This window comes from Rhizobium oryzicola (genome assembly GCF_030504645.1).
In the GTDB taxonomy this organism is placed as follows: Bacteria; Pseudomonadota; Alphaproteobacteria; order Rhizobiales; family Rhizobiaceae; genus Neorhizobium; species Neorhizobium oryzicola.
Genome location: NZ_JAUKWQ010000001.1, coordinates 851191 through 864296, shown reverse-complemented (window position 1 = coordinate 864296; position 13106 = coordinate 851191). Strand labels below are relative to the sequence as shown.

Here is a 13106-nt window from a genome sequence, read left to right as displayed (position 1 = left end):
GGATCACTTCCATGCCGTTCGACCAGAAGCGCGTTGTCGATGCCATCAGGGCCTTTGAGGCTGGTGAAATCGTTGTCGTGACCGATGACGATGACCGCGAAAACGAAGGCGACCTGATTGTTGCCGCCGTTCATTGCACGGCGGAAAAAATGGCCTTCATCGTGCGTCACACGTCAGGCATCGTCTGTGCGCCCATGCCGCGCGAGGAGGCCAAGCGGCTCAATCTGAATGCCATGGTGGCTGAAAACGACAGCGCCCATACCACGGCGTTTACCGTCAGCGTCGATTTCAAGCATGGCACGACGACCGGAATTTCTGCCGACGATCGCACGCTGACCGTTCGCAATCTTGCCAATCCCAATGCCGGCCCCTCCGATTTTGTGCGTCCGGGCCACATCTTCCCGCTCGTCTCTCGTGAGGGCGGTGTCCTGATGCGCTCCGGCCATACGGAAGCAGCCGTCGACCTGTGCAAGCTCGCCGGCCTGCCGCAGATCGGTGTCATCTCCGAGCTGGTCAATGACGACGGCACCGTGATGCGGGGGCCGCAGGTGGCGGAATTTGCCGAGAAGCACAAGCTGGTGCAGCTATCGGTCGCCGATCTCATTGCCTATCGCCAGCGCAAGGAAACGCTGATCGAGCTGCAGTCGAGCTTCGAGATCGAGACACCTTACGGCAAGGCCAAGGCGCATGCCTATTCCCTGCCCTGGGATCCGATGCAGCATGTGGCCGTCATCTTCGGGGATATCCGCGACGGCGAGGATATCCCCGTGCGCCTCCACCTGGAAAACGTGACACGCGATGTGTTTGGCGATGACCGCTCCGTCACGCGCTACATGGAAAAGATCAGCCAGCTGAAGCGCGGCGTCATCATCTATCTGCGCGAGGGTTCCGTCGGCGTCGGCCAGCGCGAAAACATCCGCCGCGCCCGCATGGCCGGTGCCGAGCATCATGAGCAGGCGCAGACACGCGAAAGCGAGTGGCTGGAAATCGGGCTTGGCGCCCAGATTCTCAAGGACCTCGGCGTCTCCTCCATTCACTTGCTCACCTCTCGCGCACGCCACTATGTGGGACTTGAAGGCTTCGGCATCCGCATCAGCACGACCGAGATCGTCTGAGCGGCAGCCTCAGCCGAGCCACCCATCCGCACAATTGACGCGCTCCACCCCGGTGAAGCGCGCCAGCCGGTCGAGTTCGGCTGCGATGCGATCCATGCGCCCGCTGGAGGCCTTCACGCCCGGCTCCAGCCATAGTTTGCGCACATCCAGCAATCCGGCCTTGCGGTCCGCCTTCATGTCGATGCGACCGATGAAGCGGTCCCCTTCCAGAAGGGGGAAGACGTAATAGCCATATTGCCGCTTCGCCTCCGGCACGAAAACCTCGATGCGGTAATTGAAGCCGAACAGGCGCTCGGTGCGAGTGCGATCGCGGATCAGAGGATCGAAGGGGCTTAAGACCCGCACACGCTGCGGCGGCTCCGGCGGTTGCAGCAATTCCGCCATGGATTGCGCCAGCATGAAGGACGGGCGCGGCTTGCCGTCCACCGTCTCCAGCACGACCTCTTCCAACTCATCCCGGTGACGGCTGACCCATTCCTTCGCCTCTTCCGGTATGACAAGATCGAAGAAGGCGGCAATTTCGCCGTGGGTGGCAAAGCCAAGTCGGGTCAAAGCCGCCCGGCAGGCCCAGTCGATGAACGCCTCGTGGCTCACCTCTGCCGCATAATGCTCCGGCGGAATGACCCGCTCGGAGAGATCATAGACCTTTTGAAAGTTCTCCCGCCGTGCAATGGCAAGCTTTCCGGTATGCCAGAGAAATTCCAGCGCGGTTTTGGAGGGATGCCAGTTCCACCAGCCGCCGGATTTGTGATCCTCCGCCTTCACGTCGCGGGCCATCACCGGACCATGATCGCGAATACGCTGATGCGTCTCCTCGAAGGCCTGGTCGAAACCCTCGCCATGCCAGCGTCGCCAGCGCTCCATGATGACAGGCTCGCGCCGGGCAAAACGGTGTTTCCAATAGGGGAAGAAGGCCGACGGGATGATGGACGCATCGTGCGTCCAGTGTTCGAAGAGCGAGCGTTCCTTCTCCAGAAGATGCGCGAGATCCTCCCGCCGGTAGGTCTGGTTGCGGGAGAACAGGATCTGGTGATGCGCCCGCTCCACCGTCTGGATGCTGTCCACCTGGACGAAGCCCAGATCATGGACCAGTTCGAGAAGGCCCTGCCGCCCGAGTTTCACATTCGGCGTACGGGAAAGCCCCTGTCGTTCCAGAAATATGTGCCGCGCCTGCGGGTTGTCGACCAAGACTGTCATTCTTCCACCCCATCCGCGCGAATCATCCCGGACCGTCCAGCGGGCCCGATGCACGAAGTTTGCAATGTTCACGTTTCGTTTTCAATTCCCCCGCACCGACTTAGCGGCTAATGAGACCATTCGTGATTGATGACGGTCGGAAATGTCCGGCCACGGAGGGGACGGAGTGGACATTCGCTTCGAAGATGCAGAAGTCCGATTTGCCGGACGAACGGTGCTTCTTCCTGTCAGGCTTGATCTGACCGAACGCCGCATCGGCATCATCGGCCTGAACGGTTCCGGCAAGACCACCTTCGCGCGGCTGATCAACGGACTGGTCCGGCCTTCCAAAGGTCGCATCCTCGTGGACGGATTGGATGTGACGGCCGAGCCGGACGCCGTGCGGCGGCAGGTGGGCTACATCTTCCAGAACCCGCAGAACCAGATCATCCTGCCGATCGTGCGCGACGATATCGCGCTTGGCCTGAAGAACAGCCGTCTTCCCAAGGGCGAAATCGAGTTTCGTGTGCAGGCGATGCTGGAGCGGCTTTCGATCGGCGAGCTTGGCGGACGCCGCGCGCATGAACTGTCCGGCGGCGAGTTGCAGCTGGCGGCGCTGGCCGCCATTCTGGTCACCGAACCGCGCCTGCTGATCCTCGACGAGCCAACCAACCAGCTGGACCTCAGAAACCGCAACCGCGTGCTCCAGACGATTACGTCCCTGCCACAGCAGTTGATCGTCATCACCCACGACCTGGGGCTGCTCGACGGCTTTGACCGGGTTCTGCTGTTTGACCAGGGGCGGCTTGTGGGCGATGGCGTGCCCGCGGACGTGATTGCCCAATACGAGGCCCTGGCTGCATGAAGACGCTCTATGCCGAGGGGGACAGCATTCTCCACCGCGCGTCGGCTCGCTCGAAGCTGGTCGGCCTGCTGCTTGCTGGCATCCTGACATTTCTGGTGACGTCAATTCCTCTGCTGATCGGGCTCCTGGTGGCGAGCGCCCTCCTGCTGCTTTCCACGCGGCTCGGTCTCAAGGATCTTTTGCGGCGACTTGTTCCCCTTGCCGTCACGATTTCCATCCTGTGCGGGCTCACCATGCTGTTGCAGACGGTGGAAACCGGCATCATCTCCCTTCTGCGCCTGACGTTGCTGCTCCTGGTCTCCACCGCCGTGACCGCAACGACGGCGATTTCCGACGTGATGGACGAGATCACGGCAGCGGCTACACCGCTGGAACGGCTGGGGCTACTGCGGGCAGCCGATATCGGCTTGGCCATCGGGCTGGTGATCCGCTTTGTGCCGGAGGTTGCTGAACGCTACGAGGTTCTGCGCGATGCCCATACCGCGCGCGGCATTCGGCCGAAAACACTGTCGCTGCTGGTGCCGCTGATCATCCTGACGCTTCGGGACGCCGACGAAATTGCCGCTGCGATTGACGCTCGCGGGGTGCGCCGCTAAAACGGCGCAACATTTCATCCGGAAGGATTTTTAGATGGCGACAAAAGATATCGTGCTTGCGGCGCTGTTTGCGGCCATCATCATCCTTCTGGGCATCGTTCCGGCCATCTCCCTGGGTTTCATTCCTGTTCCCGTCACGGCCCAGTCGCTGGGAGTGATGCTGGCCGGTGCCGTGCTGGGCGCCAAGCGCGGCGTCATGGCCACCCTGCTGGTGATGCTGATTGCCGCCATCGGCATGCCGATCCTGGCCGGAGGACGCGGCGGCATCGGGGTGTTCATGGCACCCACCACCGGCTACCTGATCGGTTGGGCCTTCGCCGCAGCCGTAACCGGCTACCTCGCCGAGCGCCTGATCACTCCCGAACAGACCGGGCTGACGCAGATCGTCTATTTCTTCATCGCTTCGGTCATTGGCGGCATCGTCGTGCTTTATGCACTTGGCATTACATGGGTCGCCTTCTTCACCGGCATCGGCCTTTCAAAGGCCTTCCTGGGATCGCTGATCTTCATTCCGGGTGACATCCTGAAGGCAGGCATCGCAGCCCTTGCAGGCCGCGCCGTGATGGTGGGCTATCCGCTGCTGCCGCAGCGTGCCTGATCAGTCTAGATACTGGTAAAGCCAGTCGCGCAATTCCTCGGACAGCGGCACCGTGTCACCGCTGTCCGGGCTGATCGATGTCCAGACGATCTCCGCCTCCGCAGCCAGATGATCGCCAACCGTGAACAGCACGGAAAAGCCCGCGCTGCGCCCGCCGATCTTGCTGACCCGCACATCCCTGTTCACCACCTGCCCAAGCTTCAGCGGGCTATGGATGGTACAGCCGACCTTGGAAACGCGAAACGCCGGATCGCCAGCAACCGAGCCCCGGCGGAGCCAGAAGCGAGCCAAGGCATCTTCGGCATGAATGATGTAGGCGGCGCGGTGCATCTCGCCGTTGAGATCGATATCCCGAAACGGCACCGTGAAATCGTCATCCCCATCTTTCGCGCTTTTCGCCAAACTGCCGACCCCCTTGAAAGCGCTGTGACTAAACGGGAATTACCGGTTCTCTACAAGATACAAAAGGTCCCGCCCGTCTTGAAAAAGGCTGCAATCTGGGCCATTTCGACCATAGCAAGCCCCGACTTCGCGGCGCAGGAGCCCGGCCCGAATGACGACCCGACTCTACGAGAACAAGATCTTCCTCGAACACAACACACCGCAAGGCCACCCGGAACGGGCGGACCGCCTGCGATCGCTGGCAATTGCGCTGGAGCATCCGAATTTTTCGCAACTGGAGCGCGTGGAAGCGCCGCAGGCCAATGAGGATGCGGTGACGCTGGCGCATCCGGAAAGCCATCTCTTCTCTGTCATGCGCGAGATCCCGGAAGAGGAAGACCTGATCCGCCAGATCGAGGCGGATACGCATGTCAGCCAGAAGAGCCTGCAGGCAGCGCTGACCGGCATCGGCGGCGCAATGGCTGCCGTGGACGATGTCTTTACCGGCAAGGCCGACAATGTGTTCGTGGCATCGCGCCCGCCCGGCCATCACGCCGAAAAGACAAAGGCGATGGGCTTCTGCCTGTTCAACAACGTGGCGATTGCCGCACGCCATGCGCAGAAGACCTATGGCGTGGAGCGCGTCGCGATTGTGGACTGGGACGTGCATCACGGCAATGGCACGCAGGATATCTTCTGGGATGATCCGTCCGTGCTGTTCTGCTCGACCCATCAGATGCCGCTCTATCCCTGGACAGGCGAGAAGAGCGAGACGGGCAGCCACAACAATATCGTCAACGCACCGCTCTCTCCCAATGATGCGGGGGATCATTTCCGCGAGGCGTTTTCCTCGCGAGTGCTGCCGGCGCTTCATAATTTCCGGCCCGATTTCCTGTTGATCTCCGCCGGCTTTGATGCCCATCACCGCGATCCGCTGGCGCAGATAAACCTTGTCGGCGACGATTTCGACTGGGCGACCGGGCGACTGATGGAAATTGCTGGGAAATACGCCAACAACCGGGTCGTCAGCCTGCTGGAGGGCGGCTATGATCTGGAGGGGCTCGCGGAATCCGCAGGGCTCCATATCTGCAGACTGATGAAAGGCTGAACATGTCCGAGAACGCGCAAATCAACGATGTCAGCGGCTACACCTTCGAGAAGGCGGTGGCCGAGCTGGAAAGCATCGTGGCGCGACTGGAACGCGGCGATGTGGCGCTGGATGAATCCATCGCCATCTACGAGCGCGGCGAAGCCTTGAAAAAGCACTGCGAAAAACTGCTGAGCGCTGCCGAAAACCGTATCGAGAAGATCCGTATCGACCGCAGCGGCAAGCCGCAAGGCGTCGAGCCTCTCGACGGCGAGTAATGGCTGGAACCGAAATCCGTCTTTGCCGTTATTGCGGCATGCAAAACGATACCGGTCCCAAGGCCCGCACGGGCATGTTCACCTTTGTGCTTACCATCTTCGCCGTCGCCCTCGTGGTGGCGGGGATCTACATGATCGGCTTCACGCCGGGCGAGACGGGCTGACGCCCGCCTCGCTCGCGACAGTCACACCGACTTCGTCTCAAAGAATGATAGAAGTTCGCGCGCAATGCGAGGGCCTGCCTCTTCCGGCAGATAGTGACCCGCACCGTTGATCGTGCCACCCTCCACATGCGTGGCGAGCCCTTGAAATGTCTTAAGCATCATATCGCCGACACCACGTTCGGCACCTAGCGCCAGTACCGGCATTTCCAGCTTGGTTTCCGCCCGCTTGCGATTGACCGCCAGCGCTTGCGTCGAAAACGCCGCGCGATAATAGCTTCCCGCCGCCCGCAGCATGCCCGGGCCCGACAGCTGGCGGGCATAAAGCGCGATATCCTCTGCAGCAATCGCGGAGGCATTCATCGCCTTGGCACGAAACAGCCAGGTGAGAAAAACCTCCTCGCGCCCAGCAATCAGGATTTCCGGCAGGTCGTTCAACCGATTGAAGGCGAAGTGCCAGCTGCGCAGCGCAATTTCTTCCGGTGGCAGGTCGGTCCGGGGGGAGGACAGCCCCGGAACAAGGGCATCCATCAGCGCGATCCGGCGGATATCCTCGGCCCAATCGGATGCATAGGCATAACCGATCCAGGCGCCGACATCATGGCCGGCGACATCGATTGGCCCCTTGTCGATCAATCCCAGAGCGCGGACGAAGGCATGGATTTCCGCCGCAACCGTCGTCAGATCATAACCATCCAGCGGTGCGTCGCTGTCGCCCATGCCGCGCGGATCGATCGCGATGACCCTTCGCCCGGCCTTGACGAGATCCGCCATAACGTAGCGCCACGCGTACCAACTCTGCGGCCAGCCCGGGATCAGCAGCACCGGCGCCCCTTCCCCACCCTCGACGTAATGCAGATTGACGCCATTGATCTGGACGTTGGCGTGTTGAAATACGCCCCAGAAATCCGAGCGCGTGAGGAACTCCTGTCCGACGTGACGGGGATGATCAGGATTTGGCATGTCTACTCTCCTATTTGGAAATATACGTTTCCTATTTAAACAAAAAAAATGATCAGGCCGGGCGCTTTTCGTCTTTCGCGCCCGATGCCAGCATGGCGACCGTCTGGTCCGCCATCGCCTGCATCCGCTCGAGCGGCGCAGCCGATTTGCCGAGCACGCGCATCCCTTGCGTGAGCGCCAGCAGGAGGTCGGCAGTTGCCTCGACATCGCCGGTATTGCGAAGCGACCCATCTTCCTGGCCCTCGCGCAGCCAGCGGATGAACTGGGCACGACGATTCTCTTCATGCTTTGCCAACCGCGCCGCCACCTGAGCATCGCTCTGCCACAGCTCCATGGCCATCTCGACCACCAGGCAACCGATTTCGCCACTCCTGCCGCTGCTGCTTTCCGCATAAAGCCGGAGAGCCGCCGTTATTTTTTCCAGGGCTGTCGAGGCAGAGCCAACCGCCTGCTGCAGCACCTGCAATCGCGTTTCGATGTAGCGATCAAGTGCCGCCATCAAGAGGCCGTGCTTGTCGCCCCAAGCCTTATAGATGCTGCCGGTTGTGAGCCCCAGCGCCTTGTTGAGGTCTGCAATGGAGGTTCCGTGATAGCCATGCGCGCTGAACTGGGTGATCGCGTTGGCGAGCGCCTCATGGGTATCAAATTCGCGGGGCCGACCGGCTGTTACGGCATCTGTCTGCTTGGTCATAACGCGCTTATAGAGAACGTTCATTTCCTATTCAAGCGACAATTTTGGCGCTGATGGACTTCCAGGATTGCCCGTGACCATGCACAATGGCTACATTCAACGCATCGCCGCACGCTGGTCGATCGCCGCCAACGTGCGATCGAGATGGCCATCGAATGCAAGCTCCGTCTCATCCTCGCCGATAGTGATCTGCGGCAGGCCGTTCAAACGGATATGCAGCGATTGCCGCAAACCCTCCTCCATGCCCGCCGTCATCAGGTCGTAGAAGCGTGTGCCGAGCCCGGTCAGCACCACGGGCATGGTCTCATTGAGGCTCAGCACGCGCGAAAGCCCCTGCCCCAGCGCAAGCCCCGCCTGACGGAAGGCATATTGCGCCATGCGATTGCCCTGCCTGGCCGAGATCGCCAATTTTTCCATTTCCGGCAAGGGCACGAATTTCGCCGGGATCGTCATCGGCGGCACCTGGAAGGCAGTGCGCAGGATGGCGTAAAATCCGGCTGATGCTTCCACGCAGCCGCGTGACCCACAGCGGCAGAGCTTGTCCTCCGGCGCATTCAGCATGTGGCCGAAATTTGGAGCGCTGACGCTGAGCGCGCCCCCTTCCATCCGCGCAATGCCAAGCCCGATACTGTGGCCAAGCGAAAGCGCGATCAGGCTCTGGGTGGCGCCGTCGGAGGGCAGAAAGCTGCGTTTGGCAAGCGCATGCGCCACCAGCAGGGTCTCATTGCTGACGAAGAGATCCGCGGAAGGAAAATCGTTGAGCAGCTGGTTGAAGTCCACCTGCCGATTTTCCAGCACCGCCGACCAAACCAGCCGCGAACCGTGCGAATCGATAATGCCCTTGCTGCTGATGGACAGGGCACCAAGATCGCCGGCCGACAATTTCGATCGTTGCAGCAGCCGCGCAACCGCAAAGGAAATATCCTGTAGCAGATTTTCGGCAGAGCCGGCGGCCAGGTCGCGACGGCTGGAAATGCGGTCGATCAACCGGCCGCAATAATCCGCCAGCCCGTATTGCACCACATCAGAGGATATCTGCACGATGGCCGCATGGGCAAAGGTACGCCGTCTCGCAAACAGCACACGCGGGCGCCCCCTACCCCCGGTTGCTGTCTGCTCCATGCGCTCAATGGCGCCCACCCTTTCCAGATCGGCGGTGACCGCCGTCACCGTGGCAGAGGCGAGGCCCGTCGCAGCGGAAATATCTGTATGCGACAAAGGGCCTGATTGTCGTAAAGCCGAGAGAACCAAGATCAGGTTCTGACGGCGCAGCTGTTCCGTCCCCGGTTTGGCATGACCAAAACCCGGTCCATCCGAAGAGCGGAAGGAAAGAACGTCACTCACGCTGTTTCTCTGTTTGGTTGTGCTTGCAAAGCCCTGTTGACAGCTTGCACATCATCTGCCAGTTATTTTCTCGACTGTCGAGAAAAACAATCTCTCTGGTGGGGATCGGGGGTTCGTCGACGGTTTTTCCGGCAGGAGGGGGAGTGGACGAGGAGGTCCGCGCCACCTGCCATCACTCGGGAGGTTTACAATGAAATCAGTTTTGAAGCTGATGGCAGCTGCTGCCGTCATCGCGTCCGTACATGTTCCGGCTCACGCAAAGGATCTCGTCGTCGGCGTTTCCTGGTCCAACTTCCAGGAAGAGCGTTGGAAGACGGACGAAGCAGCCATCAAGAAGGCTCTCGAAGCCGCTGGCGCCAAGTACATCTCCGCTGACGCGCAGACCTCTGCTGCCAAGCAGTTGACCGACATCGAAAGCCTGATCTCGCAGGGTGCCAACGCGCTGATCGTTCTGGCACAGGATTCGTCCGCTATCGGCCCGGCCATCGACAAGGCCACCGCTGAAGGCATCCCGGTCATCGGCTATGACCGCCTGATCGAAAACCCGAAGACCTACTACATTACCTTCGACAACAAGGAAGTTGGTCGCCTGCAGGCCAAGGAAGTCTTCAAGGTCAAGCCGCAGGGCAATTACGTGTTCATCAAGGGCGGCTCCACCGACCCGAACGCCGATTTCGTCTTCTCCGGCCAGCAGGAAGTGCTGAAGGAAGCCATCGCGTCCGGCAAAGTGAAGAATGTCGGCGAGTCCTACACGGATGGCTGGAAGCCGGAAATTGCTCAGAAGAATATGGAGCAGTTCCTGACCAAGAACAACAACAAGGTCGACGCAGTCGTCTCCTCGAATGACGGCATGGCAGGCGGTGTTGTTGCAGCCCTCGAAGCCCAGGGCATGGCAGGCTCCGTCCCTGTTTCCGGCCAGGACGGCGACAAAGCCGCTCTGAACCGCATCGCGCTTGGCACGCAGACGGTTTCCGTCTGGAAGGACAGCCGCGAGCTTGGCAAGAAGGCCGGTGAAGTGGCCGTGGCGCTCGCCAAGGGCACCAAGATGGAAGCTCTGCCGGGCACTGTGAAGTTCAAGGGCGGCTCCAAGGGCGTTGAAATGAACTCCGTGTTCCTGACGCCGATCGCCATCACCAAGGACAACCTGAACCTCGTTCTCGACGCTGGCTGGATCTCCAAGAAGGAGCTTTGCCAGGGCGTGAAGGCTGGTTCCGTGAAGGTGTGCAGCTAAGCACCGACTGATTATCGGCAACGGTTTTCCGGATTGGGCGTCGCGGTCTTACCGCGGCGTCCTTCAGTCGCGGATGCCTGCCGGAACTTTGGCGTGTTGAAGATACAAAGACACAACTCGCCCAGGTTCATGTTTTGACGCATGTCGTTCCTGCAAATCCGCTGTTTCATTTTGCGCGACATGTATTTCGAGGGGAGTTGTAGGCTCATGACGGATCAATCCATCCCGGTCGCCACCAGCCACGCCACTGGCGCGCGCCCGGCACCCGGCAATCCGCTGAAGCGATTTTTTCAGGCGACCGAAATCGACACCCGCCTTCTCGGCATGGTCGTCGCGATGCTCATCATCTGGGTCGGCTTTCATATTCTGTCCGACGGTCTGTTTCTGACCTCGCGCAACCTCTGGAACCTTTCCGTACAGGCGGCCTCCGTTTCCGTGATGGCGACCGGCATGGTTCTGGTGATCGTTACCCGCAACATCGATCTGTCGGTCGGCTCAATCCTGGGCTTCGTCGGCATGATCATGGCGGTGACGCAAACGAAATTCCTGCCGGCATGGCTGGGCTATGATCACCCGCTGAACTGGGTGCTGGCGCTTGGCGTCGGCCTCATCCTCGGCTCCGCCATCGGCGCGCTGCAGGGCATGATCATCGCGTTTCTGCAGGTTCCGTCGTTCATCGTCACCCTCGGCGGCCTTCTGGTCTGGCGCGGCTGCGCCTGGATGGTCACAAGCGGCGCGACCGTTGCGCCCATGGACACGAAGTTCCGCCTGATGGGCGGTGGCGCGGATGGCTCGATCGGGGCAACCGCCAGCTGGGTTGTCGGCGTAATCGCCTGCGTTTTCATTGTGCTGTCGATCCTGCATTCGCGCAAGCAGCGTAAGCGCTTCGGCTTTCCGCTGAAGCCGATATGGGCCGAATATGTGGTCGGCGGCGTGTCCTGCGGCATGGTTCTGCTGGCCGTCAACGTGCTCAACAGCTATTACATGCCGGTCAATCTGGCCCGCAAATATGCCGAGGAGCATGGCATTGCCTGGCCGGATGGTGGGCTCGATATTTCGCTCGGCATCGCCATTCCGGTTCTGATTGCCATTGGCATTGCCATCGTGATGACCTTCCTTGCCAACCGCACCCGCTTCGGCCGCTATGTCTTCGCGATCGGCGGCAATCCGGAAGCAGCGGAACTCGCCGGTATCAAGACCCGCTGGGTGACGGTGCGCCTGTTTGCGCTGATGGGCGCGCTCTGCGCAATTGCGGCAGCCATTTCGACGGCACGCCTCAACGCCGCCACCAATGCGCAAGGCACGCTGGATGAGCTTTATACCATCGCGGCAGCCGTCATCGGCGGCACGTCGCTCGCCGGTGGCGTTGGCACCATTGCCGGTGCCGTTCTGGGCGCCTTTGTCATGCAGTCGCTGAATTCCGGCATGGTTCTGCTTGGCATGGATGCGCCCTTGCAAAGCATCGTGATCGGCATGGTTCTGGTTCTGGCCGTCTGGCTGGACACCGTCTACCGCGCCCGCGCCCGATAGAAGGAGGAGGAAAAATGACCCAACAAGGAACGCCTTTGGTGGAGATGCGCGATGTTTCCATCTCCTTCGGCGGTATCCACGCCGTCGACGGCGCGTCCGTCGATCTCTTTCCGGGTGAAGTGGTTGCCCTGCTTGGCCATAACGGAGCCGGCAAGTCGACGCTGATCAAGATCCTTTCCGGCGCCTATCGCCGCGACTCCGGCGATATACTGATCAATGGCGAGCAGGCGGACATCAACAATCCGCGTGACGCCAAGAAGTATGGGATCGAGACGATCTACCAGACGCTCGCTGTCGCCGATAACGTCGATGCCGCCGCCAATCTCTATCTCGGCCGGGAACTGCGCACCCCCTGGGGCACGCTGGACGACGTGGCAATGGAAGCCAAGGCGCGTGAGGTGATGGGACGGTTGAACCCCAACTTCAAGCGCTTCAAGGAGCCGGTCAAGGCACTGTCCGGCGGTCAGCGCCAGTCGGTCGCCATTGCCCGCGCCATCCTGTTCGACGCCCGCATCCTGATCATGGACGAGCCGACGGCAGCGCTTGGACCGCAGGAAACGGCTCAAGTTGGCGAGCTCATCACCCAGCTGAAGCGCGAGGGCATCGGCATCTTCCTCATCAGCCACGACATCCACGATGTCTTCGACCTCGCGGACCGCGTGTTCGTGATGAAGAACGGCAAGGTGGTGGGCCATGCCCGCACGCAAGATGTGACCAAGGACGAAGTTCTCGGCATGATCATCCTCGGCAAGGTGCCGCCGGGTGCCACCGCCGGCCCCGGCGCCATGCAGATGGCGTGAAACATTTCGAAGGCGGCCTCCACAAGGGCCGCCTTTTTCAGTCACCCCACCCGGCGCTTTGCGCCGACCTCCCCATCAAGGGGAGGTAGGGCGATCGGCGCACCCTCCGACCTCATCTTAAGCCTTTGCGACACCTAAGCCGTTGAGAAGGGGCCGTTTGCGTCAGCTGCTCTCAACTCATCGTTTGCGACAAGCATTTCGTGGGCAGCCGCGAATTCCCCACCTCCCCTTGAGGGGGAGGTCGCAGCGAAGCTGCGGGTGGGGTGATCCCTCACCTGTCAAACCGACAC

Annotated in this window: 15 protein-coding genes; 10 read left to right on the top strand and 5 right to left on the bottom strand. The window is 60.9% G+C overall.

Annotation, left to right across the window (positions count from 1 at the left end; translation table 11 throughout):
* The first annotated feature begins 11 nt into the window (after nt 1-11).
* A complete protein-coding gene (gene ribB, locus Q2T52_RS04155) occupies nt 12-1115 on the top strand; it encodes a 3,4-dihydroxy-2-butanone-4-phosphate synthase (protein ID WP_302075401.1) in 1104 nt (367 codons plus the stop codon).
* 9 nt (nt 1116-1124) lie between these two features.
* On the opposite strand, the gene Q2T52_RS04150 is transcribed toward ribB, so the two are convergent.
* On the bottom strand, nt 1125-2312 hold the full coding sequence (locus Q2T52_RS04150; protein WP_302075400.1) for a winged helix-turn-helix domain-containing protein: 1188 nt from the start codon (nt 2310-2312) through the stop codon (nt 1125-1127).
* A 166-nt stretch (nt 2313-2478) separates the two neighbouring features.
* Between Q2T52_RS04150 and Q2T52_RS04145 the strand changes: the two genes are divergently transcribed.
* Genes Q2T52_RS04145 through Q2T52_RS04135 form a run of 3 tightly spaced genes read left to right on the top strand, consistent with a single transcriptional unit; the run spans nt 2479 to nt 4350 of the window.
* Nucleotides 2479-3156, top strand: a complete 678-nt coding sequence (locus Q2T52_RS04145; protein ID WP_302075399.1) for an energy-coupling factor ABC transporter ATP-binding protein — start codon at nt 2479-2481, stop codon at nt 3154-3156.
* A complete protein-coding gene (locus Q2T52_RS04140; protein ID WP_302075398.1) occupies nt 3153-3752 on the top strand; it encodes a CbiQ family ECF transporter T component in 600 nt (199 codons plus the stop codon). Before Q2T52_RS04145 ends, Q2T52_RS04140 begins: the two co-directional genes overlap by 4 nt.
* A 34-nt stretch (nt 3753-3786) precedes the next feature.
* Nucleotides 3787-4350: a biotin transporter BioY gene (locus tag Q2T52_RS04135; protein ID WP_302075397.1), complete on the top strand. Its 564-nt coding sequence runs from the start codon at nt 3787-3789 to the stop codon at nt 4348-4350.
* On the opposite strand, the gene Q2T52_RS04130 is transcribed toward Q2T52_RS04135, so the two are convergent.
* Nucleotides 4351-4752 carry an acyl-CoA thioesterase gene (locus Q2T52_RS04130; protein ID WP_302075396.1) on the bottom strand — a complete coding sequence of 134 codons (402 nt, stop codon included), beginning with the start codon at nt 4750-4752 and terminating at the stop codon, nt 4351-4353.
* Between the two features lie 151 nt (nt 4753-4903).
* On the opposite strand from Q2T52_RS04130, the gene Q2T52_RS04125 reads away from it, so the two are divergent.
* From Q2T52_RS04125 to Q2T52_RS04115, 3 genes are read left to right on the top strand one after another with little or no spacing between them, the layout of a single operon-like run.
* Entirely contained in the window at nt 4904-5839 is a 936-nt protein-coding gene (locus Q2T52_RS04125) for a histone deacetylase family protein (protein WP_302075395.1), read from the top strand.
* Nucleotides 5840-5841: 2 nt separating this feature from the next.
* The gene (locus Q2T52_RS04120; protein ID WP_302075394.1) at nt 5842-6096 is read left to right on the top strand and encodes an exodeoxyribonuclease VII small subunit; all 255 of its coding nucleotides are present in this window, start codon (nt 5842-5844) and stop codon (nt 6094-6096) included.
* Complete coding sequence (locus Q2T52_RS04115) at nt 6096-6260, top strand: hypothetical protein (protein ID WP_302075393.1); 165 nt, start codon at nt 6096-6098, stop codon at nt 6258-6260. The genes Q2T52_RS04120 and Q2T52_RS04115 overlap by 1 nt, the downstream gene beginning before the upstream one ends.
* Nucleotides 6261-6281: 21 nt before the next feature.
* Here Q2T52_RS04115 and Q2T52_RS04110 read toward each other — a convergent pair whose 3' ends face one another.
* The 3 genes from Q2T52_RS04110 to Q2T52_RS04100 form a co-directional block, all read right to left on the bottom strand.
* Entirely contained in the window at nt 6282-7220 is a 939-nt protein-coding gene (locus tag Q2T52_RS04110; RefSeq protein ID WP_302075392.1) for an alpha/beta fold hydrolase, read from the bottom strand.
* Between the two features lie 52 nt (nt 7221-7272).
* Nucleotides 7273-7935 (bottom strand): TetR/AcrR family transcriptional regulator, encoded by a 663-nt coding sequence (locus Q2T52_RS04105; RefSeq protein WP_302075391.1) that lies wholly within the window; start codon nt 7933-7935, stop codon nt 7273-7275.
* A gap of 72 nt (nt 7936-8007) precedes the next feature.
* On the bottom strand, nt 8008-9255 hold the full coding sequence (locus Q2T52_RS04100) for an ROK family protein (RefSeq protein WP_436799484.1): 1248 nt from the start codon (nt 9253-9255) through the stop codon (nt 8008-8010).
* A 190-nt stretch (nt 9256-9445) separates the two neighbouring features.
* On the opposite strand from Q2T52_RS04100, the gene xylF reads away from it, so the two are divergent.
* The 3 genes from xylF to Q2T52_RS04085 all read left to right on the top strand — a co-directional run bounded on the left by xylF (nt 9446) and on the right by Q2T52_RS04085 (nt 12816).
* Entirely contained in the window at nt 9446-10486 is a 1041-nt protein-coding gene (gene xylF / locus Q2T52_RS04095) for a D-xylose ABC transporter substrate-binding protein (protein ID WP_302075390.1), read from the top strand.
* A gap of 207 nt (nt 10487-10693) precedes the next feature.
* Nucleotides 10694-12016, top strand: coding sequence for a sugar ABC transporter permease (locus Q2T52_RS04090; RefSeq protein ID WP_302075389.1), 1323 nt, complete (start codon nt 10694-10696; stop codon nt 12014-12016).
* A gap of 14 nt (nt 12017-12030) precedes the next feature.
* The gene (locus tag Q2T52_RS04085) at nt 12031-12816 is read left to right on the top strand and encodes an ATP-binding cassette domain-containing protein (protein WP_302075388.1); all 786 of its coding nucleotides are present in this window, start codon (nt 12031-12033) and stop codon (nt 12814-12816) included.
* Nucleotides 12817-13106: the final 290 nt, after the last annotated feature.